Origin of the sequence: Butyricimonas faecihominis (genome assembly GCF_033096445.1) — a bacterium.
Classification (GTDB): domain Bacteria; phylum Bacteroidota; class Bacteroidia; order Bacteroidales; family Marinifilaceae; genus Butyricimonas; species Butyricimonas faecihominis.
In genome coordinates this window covers 4,598,760-4,618,995 of the sequence record NZ_AP028155.1, presented here as the reverse complement: position 1 = coordinate 4,618,995, position 20,236 = coordinate 4,598,760, and the positions used below count along the sequence as shown (strand labels likewise).

The 20,236-nt window shown below is 41.4% G+C and carries 20 protein-coding genes; 11 read left to right on the top strand and 9 right to left on the bottom strand.

Features of this window, described 5'->3' with window-relative positions:
- Positions 1-224: 224 nt before the first annotated feature.
- The 6 genes from R8806_RS19150 (at position 225) to R8806_RS19125 (ending at position 6,342) form a co-directional block, all read left to right on the top strand.
- Complete coding sequence (locus R8806_RS19150) at positions 225-470, top strand: FtsB family cell division protein (RefSeq protein WP_229783039.1); 246 nt, start codon at positions 225-227, stop codon at positions 468-470.
- A 4-nt stretch (positions 471-474) separates the two neighbouring features.
- Positions 475-900 (top strand): Holliday junction resolvase RuvX, encoded by a 426-nt coding sequence (gene ruvX / locus R8806_RS19145; RefSeq protein WP_124318475.1) that lies wholly within the window; start codon positions 475-477, stop codon positions 898-900.
- Positions 901-902: 2 nt separating this feature from the next.
- A complete protein-coding gene (gene def / locus R8806_RS19140; RefSeq protein ID WP_151412191.1) occupies positions 903-1,457 on the top strand; it encodes a peptide deformylase in 555 nt (184 codons plus the stop codon).
- A gap of 103 nt (positions 1,458-1,560) precedes the next feature.
- Positions 1,561-3,489 (top strand): ComEC/Rec2 family competence protein, encoded by a 1,929-nt coding sequence (locus R8806_RS19135; protein ID WP_164719580.1) that lies wholly within the window; start codon positions 1,561-1,563, stop codon positions 3,487-3,489.
- Positions 3,490-3,553: 64 nt separating this feature from the next.
- Complete coding sequence (gene trkA / locus R8806_RS19130; protein ID WP_087421583.1) at positions 3,554-4,897, top strand: Trk system potassium transporter TrkA; 1,344 nt, start codon at positions 3,554-3,556, stop codon at positions 4,895-4,897.
- A complete protein-coding gene (locus R8806_RS19125; protein ID WP_124316225.1) occupies positions 4,894-6,342 on the top strand; it encodes a TrkH family potassium uptake protein in 1,449 nt (482 codons plus the stop codon). The genes trkA and R8806_RS19125 overlap by 4 nt, the downstream gene beginning before the upstream one ends.
- 134 nt (positions 6,343-6,476) lie before the next feature.
- On the opposite strand, the gene R8806_RS19120 is transcribed toward R8806_RS19125, so the two are convergent.
- From R8806_RS19120 to R8806_RS19085, 8 genes are all read right to left on the bottom strand, one after another.
- Positions 6,477-7,085: an L-threonylcarbamoyladenylate synthase gene (locus tag R8806_RS19120; RefSeq protein WP_124316226.1), complete on the bottom strand. Its 609-nt coding sequence runs from the start codon at positions 7,083-7,085 to the stop codon at positions 6,477-6,479.
- Positions 7,086-7,094: 9 nt separating this feature from the next.
- A complete protein-coding gene (gene fsa, locus R8806_RS19115; protein WP_027201604.1) occupies positions 7,095-7,751 on the bottom strand; it encodes a fructose-6-phosphate aldolase in 657 nt (218 codons plus the stop codon).
- A gap of 139 nt (positions 7,752-7,890) precedes the next feature.
- Entirely contained in the window at positions 7,891-9,138 is a 1,248-nt protein-coding gene (locus tag R8806_RS19110; RefSeq protein ID WP_124316227.1) for a YeiH family protein, read from the bottom strand.
- An 89-nt stretch (positions 9,139-9,227) separates the two neighbouring features.
- Positions 9,228-9,608, bottom strand: a complete 381-nt coding sequence (locus tag R8806_RS19105; protein ID WP_124316228.1) for an SRPBCC domain-containing protein — start codon at positions 9,606-9,608, stop codon at positions 9,228-9,230.
- A gap of 99 nt (positions 9,609-9,707) precedes the next feature.
- Positions 9,708-10,301 (bottom strand): OmpH/Skp family outer membrane protein, encoded by a 594-nt coding sequence (locus tag R8806_RS19100; RefSeq protein ID WP_124316229.1) that lies wholly within the window; start codon positions 10,299-10,301, stop codon positions 9,708-9,710.
- Positions 10,302-10,390: 89 nt separating this feature from the next.
- Positions 10,391-11,065: a hypothetical protein gene (locus R8806_RS19095; protein WP_124316230.1), complete on the bottom strand. Its 675-nt coding sequence runs from the start codon at positions 11,063-11,065 to the stop codon at positions 10,391-10,393.
- Complete coding sequence (locus R8806_RS19090) at positions 11,052-11,672, bottom strand: RNA polymerase sigma factor (protein ID WP_027201599.1); 621 nt, start codon at positions 11,670-11,672, stop codon at positions 11,052-11,054. The genes R8806_RS19095 and R8806_RS19090 overlap by 14 nt, the downstream gene beginning before the upstream one ends.
- Positions 11,673-11,820: 148 nt before the next feature.
- Entirely contained in the window at positions 11,821-12,882 is a 1,062-nt protein-coding gene (locus tag R8806_RS19085; RefSeq protein WP_151412192.1) for a glycosyltransferase, read from the bottom strand.
- Between the two features lie 129 nt (positions 12,883-13,011).
- On the opposite strand from R8806_RS19085, the gene R8806_RS19080 reads away from it, so the two are divergent.
- Positions 13,012-14,202: a 6-phosphofructokinase gene (locus R8806_RS19080; RefSeq protein WP_124316233.1), complete on the top strand. Its 1,191-nt coding sequence runs from the start codon at positions 13,012-13,014 to the stop codon at positions 14,200-14,202.
- 74 nt (positions 14,203-14,276) lie between these two features.
- Here R8806_RS19080 and R8806_RS19075 read toward each other — a convergent pair whose 3' ends face one another.
- Positions 14,277-14,489 carry a hypothetical protein gene (locus R8806_RS19075; RefSeq protein WP_124316234.1) on the bottom strand — a complete coding sequence of 71 codons (213 nt, stop codon included), beginning with the start codon at positions 14,487-14,489 and terminating at the stop codon, positions 14,277-14,279.
- Positions 14,490-15,063: 574 nt separating this feature from the next.
- On the opposite strand from R8806_RS19075, the gene R8806_RS19070 reads away from it, so the two are divergent.
- From R8806_RS19070 to lysA, 4 genes are all read left to right on the top strand, one after another.
- Positions 15,064-16,425 (top strand): TrpB-like pyridoxal phosphate-dependent enzyme, encoded by a 1,362-nt coding sequence (locus tag R8806_RS19070; RefSeq protein ID WP_124316235.1) that lies wholly within the window; start codon positions 15,064-15,066, stop codon positions 16,423-16,425.
- Between the two features lie 50 nt (positions 16,426-16,475).
- Positions 16,476-17,327, top strand: coding sequence for a 50S ribosomal protein L11 methyltransferase (prmA, locus tag R8806_RS19065; RefSeq protein ID WP_124316236.1), 852 nt, complete (start codon positions 16,476-16,478; stop codon positions 17,325-17,327).
- 327 nt (positions 17,328-17,654) lie between these two features.
- Entirely contained in the window at positions 17,655-18,971 is a 1,317-nt protein-coding gene (locus tag R8806_RS19060; protein ID WP_118305589.1) for an aspartate kinase, read from the top strand.
- Between the two features lie 18 nt (positions 18,972-18,989).
- Positions 18,990-20,135: a diaminopimelate decarboxylase gene (lysA, locus tag R8806_RS19055; RefSeq protein WP_124316237.1), complete on the top strand. Its 1,146-nt coding sequence runs from the start codon at positions 18,990-18,992 to the stop codon at positions 20,133-20,135.
- Positions 20,136-20,236: the final 101 nt, after the last annotated feature.

Genomic DNA, 20,236 nt, shown 5'->3' with positions numbered 1-20,236 from the left:
CCTTTTTTATCAAAACACAAAATATTGTAAATCAATTCATTGTATAAATATTCTCCCCGTTTTTATAAATATGCAGCGTAAAAACCGGACTTTTGACCATTCGGAAAAAATTTATCATTTATTTCTCTTAACCGTCTCTTTTTTTGTACCTTTGCGATATGCAAAACGAAAACAAACCATCATCGAGAAATTTGTTCCAGCGATTTGCAAACAAATACACTTTCGTGGGGCTGCTATTTGTTATCTGGATCGCTCTGTTCGATAAATACAGTTTTATCGACCGGTTACAGTTGCGTTCAAAAATCAACCAATTGGAGAACGAACAAAAGTATTACCGGGAGAAGATAGAAGAGGACAAACGTAAGAAAGAGGAGTTGTTGGGAAGCCGGGATAACCTAGAGAAGTTTGCTAGAGAGCAGTATTTAATGAAGAAAGAAAACGAGGATATTTTCATCATTGTAAAGGAATAATCGATTGGGAAGAATTATTGCTATTGATTACGGAAAAAAGAGAGTGGGCATAGCCGTTACCGATCCATGCCAAATTATTGCCAACAGTCTAACCACGGTCAGATCACATGAGGTATTGCAATTTTTGCAGAACTATTGCTTGAAAGAGAAGGTAGACTTGATTGTTGTGGGACATCCCAAGCAAATGGACAACACTGATTCGGAAAGCATGACCTATATCAAACCTTTTCTTACCGCTCTCGGTCGTAAGCTACCGGATATACCCATCGTTATGTATGACGAACGTTTCACTTCCGTACTGGCCCACAAAGCCATGATTGAAGGAGGGGCAAAAAAGAAACAACGTCAAGACAAAGCGATAATCGATGCTATTAGTGCAACGATTATATTGCAATCGTATATGGAATCACAAAGAAATCTGAATATTTAAAAATGCTTTTACCTATTTACATTTATGGACATCCGGTTCTTCGGAAAGTTTCCGAAGACATCACCCCGGAATATGCGGGATTGAGTAAATTACTCGACGATATGTGGCAAACAATGTACGAATCAGATGGAGTCGGACTAGCTGCCCCGCAAATTGGAAAAAACATTCGTATTTTCGTAATCGACGGGTCCCCATTCGAGGAACTGGATCCGGATTGCAAGGATTTTAAGAAAGCTTTTATCAACGCACATATCTTAGAGCGTTCGGGCGATGACGTACCTTTCAACGAAGGTTGCCTAAGTATTCCCGGTATCCACGAAGATGTTATGCGAAAAGACCGGATAAAAATTACCTACCGGGATGAAAACTGGGTAGAACACGTGGAAGAATTCACGGGAACCCGTGCCCGCATTATCCAGCACGAGTACGATCATCTAGACGGGATTGTCTTCACGGATCACCTATCTGCATTGAAAAAACGTTTACTCAAAGGAAAACTGAATAACATCAGTGCCGGAAAATTCAAACAAAGTTACAGGGTAGTATTACCCAAGTAAGTTTATAAGGTCCGTAAGGTTCATAACATCCATGAATTCTTCGGACCTTATCTTGTTTGAGCCAGTCAATCATTCAATTTAAAATCTAAAATTTGAAATTAGTTTGCGCCCTATTTACTGGCATAGATTTCCTTTTCTCTTTCTCGTGATCCCGTTGATCTTGGGAATTACTGCCAGTCAATATTTATCAAGCTTTCCTTCGACGTTCATTTTAGGTGTCATTATTATATCTTTTTCCCTGCTTTTCATTATCCAGAAAGTTCGTTCCGGCCTTCCGTTTGTACTACTCGCTTTTACTGAACTTTTCTCCACGGGGATATATCTATCGGAAACCAAGACACCCTCGATCACTGCAGGCAAAACTTATCAATTAACAGGACGCTGCAATCAAATTCTTTCCCCCGGAAAGCTTGTCATTTCCTCACCTCATTTATGCACGTATTTACAAATTCCAGATTCCATGAAAGTCTCGGTTGGGGATTCCCTTTCCGGGCTGATAAGATTATACCCTTTACAAACCTCACATAATCGCCATGATTTCAATTACAACAACTACTTACAACATCAAGGTATACAGGCCAAAGGCTTTCCGGTTGGTGAAATCCATAAAACCGGACACTCGCAAGACCTTTATTCCGTGTGTCACATGATTCGAAATAACTTAGCAACTAAACTACAACAGGTCATCCCAGATAGCACGACGTACAAGCTATTAGCAGCTCTTTGCCTGGGATGTAGACAAGAAATCACTTCTGATACGAAAGAACTATTCCAAAACACGGGAACGATTCATATTCTTGCCATATCTGGATTACATATAGGAGCTATATTCGCATTTTTCTTGTGCCTATTAAGGTTATTCCATTTTAAAAGTAGAAAATCCCGTTTGATTCTGATTCCGCTAATATGGTTCGTCGCCTGCATTACCGGCCTCTCCCCCTCTGCTTGTAGAGCAGCAACCATCCTAAGCTTTATTACGATTGGAGAGGTATTCAAGCAAGAAACAATTCCCTTGAATGCCATTGCCGCTGCGGCCTTTTTTTCACTTCTTATCAATCCGGAATTACTCTATTCTGTCAGTTTCCAAATGTCATACGCAGCCTACACCGGGATCATTCTAATTTACCCATTGATGCGAATTAAAAAGATGCACAAGTTCTTCCGCCCCTTATACACGCTACTCTGCATTAGTTTTTCTGCACAAGTCATGACATTACCCATCATGGCTTACTATTTCCATTCCATCAGTTTGAACAGTATCTTCATAAATCTTATCGCAGTACCCGCCGCTTCTTTCCTTTTATATGGAGGAATCCTGCTACTTGCATTACCGGGATTCATCAATTTTTATTTGTCATATATCATCATAAGTCTAACACATCTATTTATTTTCAGCCTACAACTATTTTCCAAAATCGTGATAAACTTACCGGATTTATACCCGACGGCAACCCACGTCATACTATTTTATCTCATCATCGTCCTTGTCATCATTTATTTGATCACGAGAAAACGTCACGTCCTTAAATTTATCTGTTATAGCATGAGTATATTGCTCGTTTTTCATGGCTGTTTCACGTTCTATATACAAAACCATCAGGAAATCGTGATTCGTAATCTCTACAAACATTCCGCTATTTTATTGAATTACAAGGGTTATTACACTTACCTCAAAACCACGAATCCCGATGACGGTTTGTCCACTTATATCACAGCCAATCACTTACAAGCTTTACCCACCCATGAGGCTTTTGTCGGACAACAAATAAAATTCATTCGGAATCACCTGTCATCTCCTCAATGTTCTATATCAATAATTGACCACACTTACCCTACATTTTCGAATGAAGACATTGTCATCATTACCGAAAATATTTACCCACCCGACTCACTCAAGTTCCATCCGCAGCAAATTATCATGGACAACTCGAACACGGGTCGCTGCACGCAAGCTTGGCAAAAGTTCTGTCTCAAGAACCAGATCCCGTTTTTCAAGACAAGCGAAGTGGGAACAATTATCTTGAAAATATAGGCATTTTTTTATGGAATTCGGATTATAATGCTTTATTTTGCTCGTTAATTAACACCTAACTAAAATGGACATAGTCATAGCGGGAGCAGGAGAAGTGGGGACACATCTCGCGAATATGCTTAGCAAGCAAGAACATAATATCATGCTGATTGACAGCGATGAAGAAAAATTGGAATTACTGGGTAATCAATTGGATGTTATGTCAATTGTGGGATCTTGTACCTCAATTGGTGCATTGAAAGATGCAGGAGTACACAAGTGTGATTTGTTTATTGCAGTCAATCACCAAGAAGATCAAAATATCAACTCAGCGATCTTGGCTAAAAAACTCGGGGCCAAACAAACCATTGCCCGGGTAAACAATAGTGAATATTTGGAAGACGAGAACAAAGAGTACTTGAAAATGATCGGTATTGATTCGCTGATTTACCCGGAACGATTGGCTGCGGAAGAAATTGTAGCCTCCTTAAAACAGAGTGGTTCAAGGCAGTTACACGAATTCTCTGATGGCCGCCTGCAATTATTAGGAATCAAACTTTGGGAGAATGCCCCGGTACTCAACTTAACCTTGATAAAAATGGCAGAACGTTACGGTGCCCAGCATTTCCGCGTCGTGGCTATCAAACGAGCAGATCACACTATTATCCCGCGAGGAAATGACTCTTTCCGCTATGGAGACTTGGTATTTATTGTAACCAAGCCTTTCTATGTCCCCAATGTATTCGCTCTTTGTGGCAAATCACAATATGAAGTTAAGAATGTTGTTATTGTGGGAGGTTCTCGTATCGGTATCAAAACAGCTTCTCTGTTAGAGAAAAATTACAACGTGAAGATTATCGAAAAGGATCGGGAGAAATGTATTCTCATCGCCGACAAATTAAAATCCACGCTGGTAATCAATGGTGACGGAAGAGATTTGGCCTTATTACGAGAAGAGGGAATAAAAAACACGGATGCCTTTATCAGTGTAACCCACTCGTCCGAAACCAACATTCTGTCCTGCTTGTTAGCTAAAAAGCTCGGGGTAAAAAAGAGCGTGGCTGAAGTCGAGAATATCGACTACATTGATCTGGCAGAAAACATCGGTATTGGCACTCTCGTGAACACGAAATTAATTGCAGCCTCTCATATTTATCGTTACACGATGAACGTGGATGTAAAGCATTTGAAATTCCTCACGTTCTCGGAAGCTGAGGTTTTCGAAGTTACAGCAGAACCGGGTTCCAAGATCACCCGTAAAACTTTGGCAGATATGAATTTTCCGGAGAATGCAACTGTCGGGGGTGTTATCCGTAACGGGGATGCCATTATAGCTAAAGGAGACGTACAGATCGAGGCAGGAGACAAGGTAGTCATTTTCGCCTTACCTAGTGCCGTGAAGAAAGTAATCAAATTGTTTCAAAAATGATCAACTTTAGGTTCATTACCAACATTATAGGGAAACTATTATTTGTAGAAAGCGCATTCCTTATCTTATGCATTATTGTCGCCTTGATATACGGGGAGAACGATCTCATGGCTTTCGTTTACTCTGCGATCATCACGCTGGGAGTCGGGAGCCTCATGACATTTACAGTGAAAGTCAAAGACCGGGTACTTGCTAAAAAAGACGGCTATTTTATTGTAACCTGCACGTGGATCATCTTCACCATCTTCGGTTGCTTACCTTACTTATTCGGAGGAACAATTCCGTCAATTGTTGACGCCATATTCGAAACCATGTCCGGTTTCACAACAACAGGTTCCTCGGTAATAAACAACGTCGAGGCCTTACCACATGCCACTCTATTCTGGCGCTCCCTAACTCAATGGATGGGCGGTATGGGTATCATCGTGTTACTTTTAGCTATCATCCCCGGCTTGGGAATCGAGGGACGTGATCTCTTCGTAGCCGAAGTACCAGGTCCGACACATGACAAATTTACGGCAACCTTCAAATCAACAGCCCGACGTATGTGGTATCTCTATATTTCACTAACTGCTGCCCAAGCTATTTTACTGTTATTGGGAAATATGGATCTCTTTGATGCCATCTGTCACGCATTCACAACAATGGCTACTGGAGGATATTCGACCAAACAAGCCAGCCTTGCCTATTGGGACTCCGCATACATCCAATATGTGGTCATTATATTCATGTTTATTGCCGGAACGAATTTCGGCTTACTCTATGTCATGTTGCACGGCAAATTCCGCAAATTGTTTCATGATGAAGAGTTCAAATTATATCTTTACATCACGTTAGGAGCCAGTGCAATCATCGCAATCGTTCTATTCCTAAACGGTTATGCAAACTTAGAATTAAGCATCCGAGAATCTATATTTCAAGTAGTTACCATTCTGACAACAACGGGATTCGCTACCGCAGACTATCTATTATGGCCACCTCTCACGGGTGCCATCATCTTTGCACTCTTATTCATCGGGGCCTGTGCTGGTTCAACTTCGGGTGGCTTAAAATGTATCCGGCTCAATCTATTATTCAAAAACTCGTTTATCGAAATGAAACGGATCATTCATCCTAACGGAATTATCAATGTCAAGTATAACGGGAAAAGCGTTCACCCCAATATTATGACCGGAGTGATGGGCTTCTTTATCCTGTATATGTTTATTTTCGCTATCTCCAGCCTAATCATGTCACTATTTACTCAGGATATAGCCACAGCTTGTAGCGCTGTTATCTCTAGTATGAGTAACGTGGGTCCCGGATTTGGAGAGATTGGACCTATGGACAATTTTGCGAATCTACACGACTTTGCCAAGATATTTTTATCCATTCTGATGATGGTCGGACGTCTGGAAATATTCACGGTTCTCGTTCTATTCAGTAAAACATTCTGGAAAAAGTAATCTCTACCCCCACAAGATAATTTGGATCTCACCCAAAGAGAGGTATTTTCGGAGCTTAGATTCCGGAATACCTCGTTACTAAAAGAATAGAGAGGCGGATGAAATTATCTGCCTCTCTATTCTTAAAAAATATCCTACAATTCACCCAATCCCTGCCTCGTGACAATAATTTCATCCCCCGTACAATCAATCACTGTCGAAGGAATATTATTCCCATATCCTCCGTCTATGACCAGATCAACTAGACGATTATACTTCTCATGAATCAATTCCGGATCAGTGATATATTCCTCGACTTCTCCTTCAGCAGCTTTCACAGAAGTGGTCAGCAAAGGTCCGCCCAGCTCTTCGACAATAGCCTGAACAATAAAATTTTTGGGTATTCGAATACCTATTGTTTTACGTCTATTCATTAAGACATTGGGCAACTTACTGGTAGCCGGCAACACAAAAGTATATGGTCCCGGTAAATATTGTTTCATCAACCGAAACTCTTCATTACTTACTTTTGCATAAGCAGCGATGTTTCCCAGATCCTTACAGATCATCGAGAAATTTGCTTTCTCTGCTTTCACACCACGAATAGCCGAAACCCGTTGAACGGCCTTCACGCTATTTATATCACACCCGATCGCGTAAATCGTGTCCGTCGGGTAAATGATAACACCACCATCACGCAAGAGCTCAACGATCTTTCGAATCTCCCGATCATTGGGATTGTCCTCGAATAAACGTACAAGCATGATCGTAAATTATGAATTCACTTTCTTATGATCAGCCAAGAACGTAGCCAAACCGGAATCCGTCAGCGGGTGTTTTAACAAACCTTTGATCGCACTCAACGGGCAGGTTGCAACGTCCGCCCCAGCCTCAATACATTGAATGATATGTTGTGTGTGGCGAATTGAAGCGGCCAATACTTGCGTGTTGAAACCATAATAAGCATACATATCCACGATCTTTTCCACCAACTCGATCCCATCACTACTGATGTCATCCAAACGTCCCACGAAAGGAGACACGTAAGTTGCACCAGCTTTAGCAGCCAACAAAGCCTGTCCCGGAGAGAACACTAACGTACAATTCGTACGGATTCCCTTGTTGGTAAAATATTTGATAGCCTTAATGCCATCAGCAATACAAGGTACTTTTACCACGATATTCGGGTGCAAAGCGGCTAATTCCTCCCCCTCTTTAATCATACCTTCATAATCAGTCGCAATCACCTCTGCGCTTACATCACCATCCACGATATTGCAAATCTCAACGTAATGTTTTCTACAATTCTCGTCACCTTTGATACCCTCTTTTGCCATTAAAGACGGATTGGTGGTTACACCATCCAACACACCAAGGTCATTTGCCTCGCGAATCTGGTCAAGATTTGCCGTATCAATAAAAAATTTCATATTCTATCTGGTTTTATTGTTTAACTTCAATATCACGGACAAAATTACAAACAATATCTGTAATCCGATCATATTTAGTTTATAAAGTTCACAAGGTTCATAAAGTTTATAAAGTAACCTTATAAACTCTATAACTCCGTTACGCGATTAGTCCGAAAAGAATCCAGGCTACAAATAAAGTAAATACCACGTTAAACGCTTGCGCCCCCAGAAAAGCATACGTAGAACGACGATTTTCAGAGGTTATCAAGCTTTTGAAATCCGTCTCCAACCCAATAGACATAAATGCCAAGGCAAACCACATACCTTGAATATTCTTCAAAATTGGTTTAGCATCAGACACGACCTCTGGAGCAACGCAGAATGAAAAAACAAGAGAAGCCGCAACAAATCCCAACACGAATTTCGGAAAACGTAACCAAATTACTTTTAACGTCGGTTTCTCTTCTGTAACCTCTTTCTTCGAATAAGACCAATAAATACTAATTAAGAAGGCCGCAACTCCCAATAACACGTTCTGTGAGAACTTCACGATCGTACTTGTCTGCAAGGCTACTTCTCCATATATAGCTCCGGTTGCAGCCACGGCCCCGGTCGTGTCAATCGTTCCCCCAATCCAAGCCCCTGCCATATCCTCAGGTAATCCCATCAACTTAGCCAAACCGGGCATGATCAAAATCATCGGCACGGCCACGACCAACACTAACGATACCACGTATGACAATTTTGTTTTGTCCCCCTTGATAGCTCCGGCAGTAGCAACAGCCGCAGACACGCCACAAATGGACACAGCACTGGAAAGCATCAATGACATTTCTTTGTCAATTTTCATTTTACGACATAACCAAAAGCAGAAATTCCATACGGTAAAGACAACGACACAAGATTGAATCAATCCTAATGCCCCGGCTTTCAACAAATCATCAAAGAGTACAGTCGTCCCAAGTAACACCAAACCGATCTTCACGAATAGTTCAGAAGAAAGTGACTCCTTCAACCACTTGGGAATATAAAATATATTACTAATGAAAAGTCCTATCAATAAACTAAATATCACGGTTTCAAATCCCCAATCCTTTAGAAATTTATTTCCTCCGACAACCATGGCCAAAAGCGTAAGGAAGAACACGACCGGAAAACTTGCAGCAATCATTTTCAATTTTTTACCCGTAAATAACCCGGCAATCAATGCCATCAGGAACATAAAACAGAAAACAATCAGAGCATGTCCCACGTTATCCAACGTGAAAACCTTATTCATTAATGCGTCAGCATCCAGCCAACTGAAAGAAGGCCAATGAGGTTTTAATTGAAATACGACTAAAAGAATTATAAACCACCCCACGATAGTAGAGGTCCAATCTTCGGAAATCTTTAACTTGCTCATCTGGAAATTTATTAATTTAGTGAATAATTTCTGTGGCAAAGTTAATACCGAGAATCAAAAAAATAATCCGTATTTTTACTGATTCTGAATTAGTACATTTCCAATAGGCCCTTAATAGAACCCAAGTAATACTCTTTCCAACCTTCAACGATCTCCTCGAAGACCTCATCTGGAATATTTGTATGTTCTAATTCTACACGAGTCCGGGGACCGTCTTTTTTTAATTTAATGGTCACAATAGAACGTTGATCCGTCTCCCCGAAAAACCATTCTTGAACAAGCAAATGATTGGACTTTACCTCCAGATTCACGCCACAAATATCTCCCTCCCATAAAGAAAACACGAATCCTTCCTCTGCTTTCATTTCCGCGGGATAACCACTCCACAGTTCGATTTGAAAAGGATTCGTCAATGCCGTAAAGACTTCCTCCGGATCAGCCGTAATATCAATTGTATATTTAAAATTCATTTATAATAAAAATATAGACTTTAAACCGAAGACTCAACTATTATGGACCTAACAAACAAGAAGTGTGATAAAATGACTTCTATCACACTTCGCTATTATTTATTTCTTCTTATATTGTTCATTTAGTTGATTTACCACATCATTGGTAATATCAAATCCCTCTTGCGCGAAAAGCACGTTACCGCCTAACGTCGTACTCAGTATTAATTGGAAACCTTTCGCTTTATTATACTCTGTCAAGAAATTTGTGATCGCATCATACAACTTCCGGTTTATTTCCATTTGCTCGCGTTGAGCATTTTCGGTCATTTCCTGTTGCAATTTCTGCAAATTTTGTTGTTTGATCATCAAATCCATCTGGGCTTGTTCGGCTCTTTCACGAGTCATAAAACCACCGTTTTCCACTTTATTCCGAAACTCTGCAGCCTCACGATCGAAGTTCTTCACTTTTATGTTCAACTCTGTCCGATTGGCTTCCAATTTCTTTAAAAACGCTTCATTCAACTCTCTCGATTGAGTATAATTGTTAAGCAATGTGTCCATGTTAATGTAGACAATTCTTGCATCAGCGTTCATAGTTACAGTACCGCCTTGATTGCTCGTACTTTTACTATTTCCACTGAAATGCAAAATATACAAAACTATCACAGCAATCAACAATAACACATTTAATCCTATCGACAAATTCTTCATAAAATGTAACTTTGTTATTAATAAATCGATTCATTGAAATCTCGGCCCACACGAGGCTTGTTTCGAATACAAAGATAATCTTTCTTCCTTTAGTTATCCGATTTTTCTCTTTTTTCTATATAAAAAATTTTCTTTAACAGGTCTATTTCCTCAATATTAATGACTTTCCCTCTCTCCGCCTGCCGACGAGCCCGCATCAATCCTTGTAATGCTGTGATAGACTGAGTTCCAATACCTAACTTCACATCAACCATTCCTTTCATTTCTACCTTACGGGCAAAATCCTCGATCATCATACGCCTGTTCATTTCCTGATCCATCGCTTTCACCGGTTTTGACGCAGCATGTATAGCTTGATTTAGATTGTTCTGGGCATTCATCAAAAAAGCATTCGACTTGTAATCCCCCGTAAGAAAACGCGGCAAGATTAAAACTTCCGACAGTAAAACAGTATCTCGTACCATAAAAACCCCCAGTAAGAAATCATTTTCTCTTAAACTATCCGGAATAACAACTTGCATGGGAACATAGCCTATATGCGAAAAACGCAAGGTATCCCCCACTTGTACACTCAATGAAAATCGCCCTTGTTTATCAACCCCTCGAACCTCTTTCCCCAGCCGAAAGATCGCTTCCGGTAATGGCCGTATACTGTCCCGGTCACAAACTACACCCGTGACAAACACATTGCCTTTATCTTGGCTCTGCCCTTGCACTCCCAAGCAAAAGAATATAAAAAAAAATAGAAGGCTAAACTCTTTCATTTTCCCGAGCGATTTCACTATTCTGCAAAATATTCAATAGCAATTCTCTCGCACGGAATAATTGAGCTTTCACGGTTCCTAACGGAATGGCCAGCTCTTGAGCAATTTCTTCATAAGAATACTCTTCAAAATAACGTAATTCTATCAATTTACGGTAACGCCCTTTCAACATGGCAACTTTTTCCCGCATAAATTCAGCTCGCTGCTTACGGATCGTCTCCTCTTCCGGATTCAACACGTCTGCCGGTACACTATTGATATACCCGCGATCATCAGGGTTTATATCATCCTTATCCAAAGAAACAATTTTGGCTTTTTTCTTCCGAATAAAATCAATCGTGTTATTAGAGGCAATTTTGAATAACCACGTACTAAACGCAAACTGAGGCGAATAGTAATTCAAACTCGTGAAAGCTTTCTCGAAAGCCTCGAACATTAAATCTTCCGCATCAGTTCTGTTATTCACCATCTTCAGTATCATAAAATATACTGAATCCTTATACCTCTTAAATAACTCGGCATAAGCCTGTTCATCTCCCGTTATTGCCCTCTTCACGACCTTATAATCATAAAGAGCTTTCTCTGACAAGTTGTTTGTTAACTCCATTTCCTCTTGTTAAAAAATGAATATCCATTTTCGTACACTCGATAAACAAAACCGATCGTACTAATAATAAACGAAGTTAGGAATAATTTTTTTTGTTTCAGACAAATAGCGCAAATATTTAACAAAATTACATCCGTTAAAAATACTGTCAACTAATAAACGAAGTTAGGAATAATTTTTTTTGTTTCAGACAAATAGCGCAAATATTTAACAAAATTACATCCGTTAAAAATACTGTCAACATGACAAGAAACACGTATATTGGGTAAAAACCTAAGACAATCAAACAAATAGCTGTCAAATAAAAGAACAAACGCACGATCATATCGCCATCTATCATAATCCTCTCCGTCATTGCCAATCTCATCTTGTTAGCATAATAATATGAAACTTCGTTTATTTCTCCTTTTTTGTCACTCTTATCAATTATCACATACGAGTCCGGATCTTTTGTCATCTTTATTGCCCCAAACCTTGATAATTCTCTAACCATATCATTATCGTATCCTAAATACGATTGTGAATTCTTCGCGAACCCACGGTTTTCTATATAATACGATTTTCGGTAAGCCATGTTACATCCATCCCCAAAAATATATTTTTTATTTTTCACCATGACCATCATCTTTATAAAGCGCAAGAAACGAAACATACGCGAATTTCTCACGTTTTGCTCGGTGAAATCATAATTTGCAAAACCGACGACAGCCGCCGTGTTTTCATCAAAATATGACTCCATGGTCTTCACCCAATACATGGAAGAGGGACGGCAATTGATCTCTGAAAACAACAATATATCATGCTTGGCTGCCAATACACCTATATTTATAGCCAATTTTTTAGTAAATCTGAATTTCGTGTCCGGGAATATTCGCGTACACCTCAACTGTGGATAATCTTTCTGTATCTCGGTCAATACATCCTGCGTGTCATCTTCTGAACATTCATCGACCACAATCACCTCAAAATTATCGTATGCTTGCATCAAAAAACTCGGTAAATTCCGCCTCAAACACTCCGCATTATTGTGTGACGTGATGATAACCGACACCCCTTCATGCTCTTGTTTATCTATCGGTTTTACTTTGCGAGACACGATCACACACCGACGAATAACGTGATAGATGTAGGTGAGTGTCAACACAAACAGAAGTATTACCCCATACCTAAAAGCTTCCAGTTCTCCCCAAAAGACTCTCAAACTCTCCATATCATTATATTAACATTCTTTTATCCATAAAAAACAGACAAATATACTTACTTAATAGCGATTTTAACGTATTAATTGAACAATTTTGTGTACATTAGTTCGATTTTACTAACATAAAGCAACTACATTATGGGACAACAAAAAAACAGAGGAATTATAGGGATACTCACCGGCGGAGGAGACGTTCCCGGCCTAAATCCAGCCATCAGAGCGGTAACTATTCGAGCCCTGCGCGAAGGCTATAAAGTTATTGGAATCAAAAGAGGCTGGGGTGGCCTGATTGACATCGTACGAGATCCACAATATGACAACTCCGGTAATTTTTTTGAATTAACAGAGGAAATCGTGAACAAGGCCGGACGCACCGGTGGTACTTTCCTGCACACATCCAGAACTAGGGCTTCCCACGTACCTAAGGCAAATGTACCCAAGCATTTACAGGATAGATACTCGAACGACATCAACGATCTGACCCCGGAAGTATTAAAGAACCTAGAGTTCATGGGTATTGACTACTTGATCCCGATCGGGGGTGACGACACGTTGAGTTATGCGGTACGCTTGAGCAAGGAAAGCGTGAAAGTCGTGGCCATACCCAAAACCATGGACAACGACGTTCCCGGAACAGATTACTGTATCGGGTTCAGCACCTGCATCACCCGTACGATTGCCCTCACGCATGATCTCCGGACATCAGCCGGATCTCACGAACGAATACTGGTTCTGGAAGTCTTCGGACGTTATGCAGGGTTCACGGCTATGCTACCAACCTTAGCCGGAGCTGCCAACCGTTGTGTGATTCCGGAATACGAATTTAACATCGAACGTCTGACCGAACTACTTTGCGAGGATCGTTTCACGAATCCCAGCAAATACTCGGTGGTTCTCGTATCCGAAGGAGCCACTTTTTCCGGTGGCAACATGATTTTCCAAAGTGAAGAAACAGACATGTTCGGACATAAAAAACTGGGAGGTATCGGAAACATGATCTCTCAACAATTAAAAGAACTTACCCCACAGTTTAACCACGGACAAGTAATCAACACCATCACGCAAAGACTGGGCTATCTGGTTCGCTGTGGAGATCCGGATGCACTGGATTCCATCGTACCTATGGCATACGGGAACCTTGCCCTAGATTTAATCAACAAAGGATTACACGGCAGGTTAGTTATCCTAAGAAACGGACGCTATGACAACGCCCCGATCGAGATTGTAACCAGCAGTAAAAAGATCGTGGATGTTCCCAAATTCTACAATACGGAGAGATTACGTCCCCAATACAACAGTTTCGAATTCATGCCACAGATGATACTTTAAAGATAAAGCTCCCGGTTTCCCGGGAGCTTTTCTTTAAGATAAAAGAATTAATACTAACTCTTAGTTTTTAGCTTTTATCTTTTAGCGTTCAGAGTGGTTGAATCGGGTGTAATACTATCTACCTCCACGACAACTTCCGACTCCTCCACGACGGCTCCTACCGGTTCTTGTACTTGTTTCCCCGACTGCACCTTGTTTTTCTGACTATTCCCACAAGAAACAAACATCAAAGTTGCAGTAACCACCATCATGCAAATCCATCCAATTCTTCCAAAAGTTTTCATCATATTCAAATTTAGTTTAGCTAGAAATTCAACGTGAAATTATACGTAATCAAGACGGTATAGGTTACAAAAAGGTGGGTCACCATCACGGCCCCACCAAAGACAATTTAGAATTTTCGAAAATTGTTATGCAAAAACATAACAATAACTTCAAAACAAACGTTTAACTAACTTTATTAAGAAATGCCTCCGGCTCTTTATTAAATTAGATCCCACTCTGAATTTAACAAAAAAGACGTGCCATGCACACCGGAGGCAATCTCTTTTGTGCAATACACGTCTTTATAACTTCAATTCGAGTGGGATGCTGCAAATGTAAGCATTAAATTTCATTTAACAACATTATTTTTACGATAGAATTTGGAAAAAAGAAAATCTCTATATAGCTTTGTCCTCATAAAATAAAAAAGCATGATATACAATCAACACATAGCCCAAACTTGGTGGTGGCACCTCTTTAAACTTCATAGTAAACAATGAGGTTATGTGATTGTATTGCATAATTAGATATAGAGAGAGCCTATTGTTTACAAACAGTAGGCTCTCTTTTTTATTCACCTTTTTTAAATCAAAAATCATGAAACCAATCAAAAAATTTATGCTCACCGAGCAAGAAATGCCAATCCAATGGTATAACATCGTGGCCGACATGCCCAACAAACCCCTTCCCCCTCTTCATCCGGGAACAAAACAACCGTTAAAACCGGAAGACCTTTACCCGCTATTTGCCCAAGAATTGGCAAAGCAGGAGTTCGCTACCGAACGCTACATCGAGATCCCCGATGAAGTCCAAGACTTGTACAAAATATGGAGATCGACCCCTCTCGTACGAGCCTATGCTTTAGAAAAAGCCTTGGACACTCCCGCAAAAATATATTTCAAAAACGAAGGAACAAGCCCCGCCGGCTCTCACAAACCAAACACGGCCATCGCACAAGCCTATTACAATTACAAACAAGGCATCAAACGCATCACCACAGAAACCGGCGGGGGGCAATGGGGTACAGCATTAAGCTTTGCCTGCCAACATTTCGGTCTGGACCTGAAAGTGTTCATGGTAAAAGTAAGCTACAACCAGAAACCCTATCGTAAGTTGATGATGAACACGTGGGGATCAGACGTGATACCGTCACCGAGTAACTTGACAGAAGCCGGAAGAAAAATCCTACGAGAATATCCGGATTCGGCCGGTAGCCTAGGTATTGCCATTTCAGAAGCTGTCGAGCTTGCCGCACAAGATCCCCTAACCAATTACTCCCTGGGGAGCGTGCTAAATCACGTATTATTACATCAAACTATCATCGGCGAGGAAGCACTTCTCCAGATGGAAAAAGCGGGAGATGAACCAGACATCGTGATCGGGTGTTTCGGGGGAGGTTCAAACTTCGCCGGAATCAGTTTTCCATTCATCCGCAGGAACTTGAAGGAAGGAAAACATACCCGGGTAATTGCCGTAGAACCACAATCCTGTCCAAAATTAACCCGTGGTCAGTTCCAATACGATTTCGGTGATACCGTCGGGTTAACCCCCTTACTTCCCATGTACACGCTGGGACATGATTTTCAACCCGCAAGTATCCATGCCGGAGGCTTACGCTATCACGGAGCCGGGGTTATCGTCAGTCAATTACTCAAGGACAAACTGATGGAGGCCGTTGCCATTCCGCAACTGGAGACCTTCGAGGCCGGAATATTATTTGCCAAGACCGAAGGGATAATTCCTGCACCTGAATCCACTCATGCCATAGCACAAGCGATTCGGGAGGCGAAAATTGCCAAAGCCGAAGGAAAAGCCAAAACTATCCTGTTCAATCTATCCGGACATGGTATGATTGATCTCTACGCCTACGAACAATACCTTGGGGGAAATCTCCAGAACTTCGAGCTTTCTGATCAAGAAATAGCTCAATCTCTCGATAAACTAGAGAAAATCATGTGAAGAGCATAGCTATCTGATTTTTTGCTACATTTGCAAAAAAATCAGATAGCATGTTTTATACAGAACTCACTTTCCATATCTCCCCTTACGTGGAGGACATTGCAGATGCGATTATTGCCGAACTCGGCGACCTCGGATACGACAGTTTTTCATACTCGGATGACGGTTTCAAAGCTTACATACCAAGCAAAAACTTCAACGAAGAACAAGTAAAGTCATTAGAAATCCTTTCTTTCTTCCAGTCCCTATACACAATCACCTGGGAAAAAGCAGAAATCGAGAACCAAGACTGGAATAAAATTTGGGAAGAAAACTTCACGCCTATCCTCGTGCAAGACCGGATTCTGGTAAGAGCCGGATTCCATCCCACGATTAAAAACATCGAACACGAAATCATCATTGACCCGAAAATGAGTTTTGGCACGGGTCATCATGCCACGACTGCTCTCATGCTGGAAACGATCTTAGACATGAAACCTAATTTCTCCGGCAAAAAAGTCCTTGACATGGGATGTGGTACTGGAATTCTATCTATCATGGCCGTACAAGCTGGAGCCCAATCGGTTACCGGCATCGACATTGACGAATGGGCTTACAACAACGCCATGGAAAACATTGCCACCAACAACATGAACAATATACGTGTTCTTATCGGGGATGCAACTTTACTAGACGGGGCAGAACACTATGACATCATCTTGGCCAATATCAACCGGAATATATTATTGAATGATATGCCCGCATACGTGAACGTGCTTAATGACAACGGCTACCTCATCATGAGCGGATTTTACACCGAAGATATTCCCGTTATTCGCGAGAAAGCCGAACTTTTGCAACTAACCTATCAATCCAACAAAGTAAAAGACAACTGGACTGCCGTCATTTTCCACAAAAGATAACTTTTGCGGAAAGTTACAGGTCAGCGCAGGTTGTTAAAAAAGAACTTGAAACTTGCCAACCTGTAACTTGTAACGTGGCGTAGCCACATATCTGTTAATATTTTAACAAAGGCTTGCTTTTTCAATTTCAATATGCAATATTTGCATCGTGAAAAACCCAAAAGAAGAATGAAAACAAGGTATACTAATAACTATAAACAGATGATGTGCATGCAAAGGCTTTTTGCAGGCTAACGCACTGTTGTCAAAAAACTGTCGAAAAAAGCCTGTGTGAATACACGGGCTTTTTTCATGTAAAGAAATAAATGATTTAAAAACAATAAATTTATGAACGTATTAAAATTTGGAGGAACCTCGGTTGGCTCCGCGCAACGAATTCAAGAAGTGGCAAAATTAATCTCGGATGACCAACCCAAAATTGTCGTTCTTTCGGCCATGTCCGGAACGACCAACACGTTAGTAGACATAACTAACTATCTGTACCGCAATGATAGGCAGGAAGCTTTGACGACAATCCAAAATCTCGAACTGGATTACCTAATGACCATTAGCGACCTTTACAGTACCGAAGAATTCAAGCACCGGGGACAAGAATTTGTACAAACCATCTTCACCTATCTCCGCTCATTCATCAACAAGGACTTTTACCCGTTACAGGAAAAAGCCGTTGTTGCACAAGGAGAGATCATTTCCACCACACTAATGCACTATTATTTACAAGAACAAGGTATACCTTCCACGCTCCTGTCCGCTTTGGATTTCATGCGTATCGACAAAGACTGTGAACCGGACTATTTTTATATCGAGCAAAACTTAAAACGACTATTATCCAACCCGGCCACGGAACGTATTATCATCACCCAAGGATTCATCTGCCGAAACGCTTACGGGGAAATAGACAACCTGAAAAGAGGGGGGAGTGATTACTCGGCCGCACTAATCGGGGCCGCGCTCAAAGTGGATGAAATTCAGATATGGACCGACATTGACGGCGTACATAACAGCGACCCGCGGTACGTGAAAAATACGAAAGCCATTCGTTCTCTATCTTTTGATGAAGCAGCCGAACTTGCCTATTTCGGGGCAAAGATTCTCCACCCGTCAAGTATTCAGCCCGCTAAAAAAGCCAATATCCCCGTCCGCATGAAAAACACGATGAACCCAAGTGACGAAGGAACCCTGATCACGAAAGAAAGCCCGATCAAAGATTTCAAAGCCGTGGCGGCAAAAGACGGGATCACGGCCATAAAAGTCAAATCCAGCAACATGCTGCTCGCTTACGGTTTTGTACGGAAAGTATTCGAAATATTCGAATCATGGAAAACCCCGATCGACATGATTGCCACGTCGGAAGTTGCCATATCTCTCACGATCGACAGTACATGCCACTTGGAAGACATCAAAAAAGACCTCACGAAATACGGCACAATCGAGGTCGAAGAATCTCTTTCCATCATCTGCATCGTCGGGGATTGCTCGATCAATAATAGCGGACTCGCGGCTCGGGCTCTCACCGCACTGGAAGATATTCCCCTGCACATGATCTCCTACGGGGCCAGCGAACACAGTATTTCTCTACTCGTGAAACAAGCAGACAAGCAAAAAGCACTTGAGGCTCTTAGCGAAAGATTATTAAATAAATGAGTTCATAAACCGACCCACATGAATATAGAAACCATCAAAACATTTCAAACCTTGAAGACCCCGTTTTACTACTACGACACGACTCTTCTACAAGCCACGCTTCAAGCCGCCTCCCAAGCAGCTAACGAACATGGATTCAATTTGCATTACGCGATAAAAGCGAATGCCAACCCACACATTCTTGACATCATTCAAAGCCACGGAATTGGTGCGGACTGCGTGAGTGGTAACGAGGTGGCTCAAGCCGTAGCAAGTGGTTTTCCCTCGGAACAGATCGTGTATGCCGGAGTCGGGAAAAGCGACGAGGAAATCCGGCTGGCTCTTGAAAAAGAGATATTTTGTTTCAACTGCGAATCTTTACCCGAAATAGAGGTGATCAACATGCTGGCCGGAGAAATGGGGAAAAAAGCCTCTGTTGCTCTTCGGGTAAACCCCAACGTGGATGCCCACACGCATCATTACATCACCACGGGAATCGAAGAAAACAAGTTCGGGTTCTACCTTTACGACCTCGACCACGCCATCACGGCCTGCCGGGAAATGGAACACATCAAGCTTATCGGACTACATTTTCATATCGGCTCCCAGATCACCGATCTCACGGTATTCCGAGGACTTTGTTTGAGAGTAAACGAAATACAATCCCGCCTGAAAGAACAGGGAATCATTCTCCCTCACGTGAACTTCGGCGGTGGATTAGGCATCAATTACGATTGCCCCACGTGTGGTCTGATTCCCGACTTTGCCTCTTATTTTCAAATTTTTGCTGATTTCTTCGAGGCCCAGCCGGGTCAGCAACTTCATTTCGAACTAGGCCGATCCCTTGTCGGACAATGCGGTTCCCTTATCTCTCGTGTCCTGTACGTGAAGGAAGGGAAACATAAAAAGTTCGTCATCTTGGATGCGGGAATGAACGACCTTTTACGTCCGGCACTCTACCAAGCTTTCCACCGGATAGAAAACTTGACCTCCGTGGGAGAACATGAAAAATACGACGTGGTTGGCCCTATCTGTGAATCATCTGATTGTTTCGGCAAAGACCGGGAACTACCCCTCACCAACCGAGGAGACTTGATCGCCATTCACTCCTGTGGTGCATACGGAGAAGTCATGGCCTCACGATACAATCTCCGAGAATTACCGGGAAGTTACTTTTCCCGGTAATTCCCCGTGACATTTCTTTCAATAAAAAGAAATTATTATCATTTGTAATGAATATTATCGTATTCCATAAATACGAAATATTCATATAAGAGATATTATAG

Excerpts from the sequence above, each read along its gene's own strand:
- def (WP_151412191.1), top strand. The coding sequence starts at position 903 with ATGCTTTTACCTATTTACATTTATGGACATCCGGTTCTTCGGAAAGTT.
- trkA (WP_087421583.1), top strand. The coding sequence starts at position 3,554 with ATGGACATAGTCATAGCGGGAGCAGGAGAAGTGGGGACACATCTCGCG.
- R8806_RS19125 (WP_124316225.1), top strand. The coding sequence starts at position 4,894 with ATGATCAACTTTAGGTTCATTACCAACATTATAGGGAAACTATTATTT.
- R8806_RS19120 (WP_124316226.1), bottom strand. The coding sequence starts at position 7,085 with ATGCTTGTACGTTTATTCGAGGACAATCCCAATGATCGGGAGATTCGA.
- fsa (WP_027201604.1), bottom strand. The coding sequence starts at position 7,751 with ATGAAATTTTTTATTGATACGGCAAATCTTGACCAGATTCGCGAGGCA.
- R8806_RS19110 (WP_124316227.1), bottom strand. The coding sequence starts at position 9,138 with ATGAGCAAGTTAAAGATTTCCGAAGATTGGACCTCTACTATCGTGGGG.
- R8806_RS19105 (WP_124316228.1), bottom strand. The coding sequence starts at position 9,608 with ATGAATTTTAAATATACAATTGATATTACGGCTGATCCGGAGGAAGTC.
- R8806_RS19100 (WP_124316229.1), bottom strand. The coding sequence starts at position 10,301 with ATGAAGAATTTGTCGATAGGATTAAATGTGTTATTGTTGATTGCTGTG.
- R8806_RS19095 (WP_124316230.1), bottom strand. The coding sequence starts at position 11,065 with ATGAAAGAGTTTAGCCTTCTATTTTTTTTTATATTCTTTTGCTTGGGA.
- R8806_RS19090 (WP_027201599.1), bottom strand. The coding sequence starts at position 11,672 with ATGGAGTTAACAAACAACTTGTCAGAGAAAGCTCTTTATGATTATAAG.
- R8806_RS19085 (WP_151412192.1), bottom strand. The coding sequence starts at position 12,882 with ATGGAGAGTTTGAGAGTCTTTTGGGGAGAACTGGAAGCTTTTAGGTAT.
- R8806_RS19080 (WP_124316233.1), top strand. The coding sequence starts at position 13,012 with ATGGGACAACAAAAAAACAGAGGAATTATAGGGATACTCACCGGCGGA.
- R8806_RS19075 (WP_124316234.1), bottom strand. The coding sequence starts at position 14,489 with ATGATGAAAACTTTTGGAAGAATTGGATGGATTTGCATGATGGTGGTT.
- R8806_RS19070 (WP_124316235.1), top strand. The coding sequence starts at position 15,064 with ATGAAACCAATCAAAAAATTTATGCTCACCGAGCAAGAAATGCCAATC.
- prmA (WP_124316236.1), top strand. The coding sequence starts at position 16,476 with ATGTTTTATACAGAACTCACTTTCCATATCTCCCCTTACGTGGAGGAC.
- R8806_RS19060 (WP_118305589.1), top strand. The coding sequence starts at position 17,655 with ATGAACGTATTAAAATTTGGAGGAACCTCGGTTGGCTCCGCGCAACGA.
- lysA (WP_124316237.1), top strand. The coding sequence starts at position 18,990 with ATGAATATAGAAACCATCAAAACATTTCAAACCTTGAAGACCCCGTTT.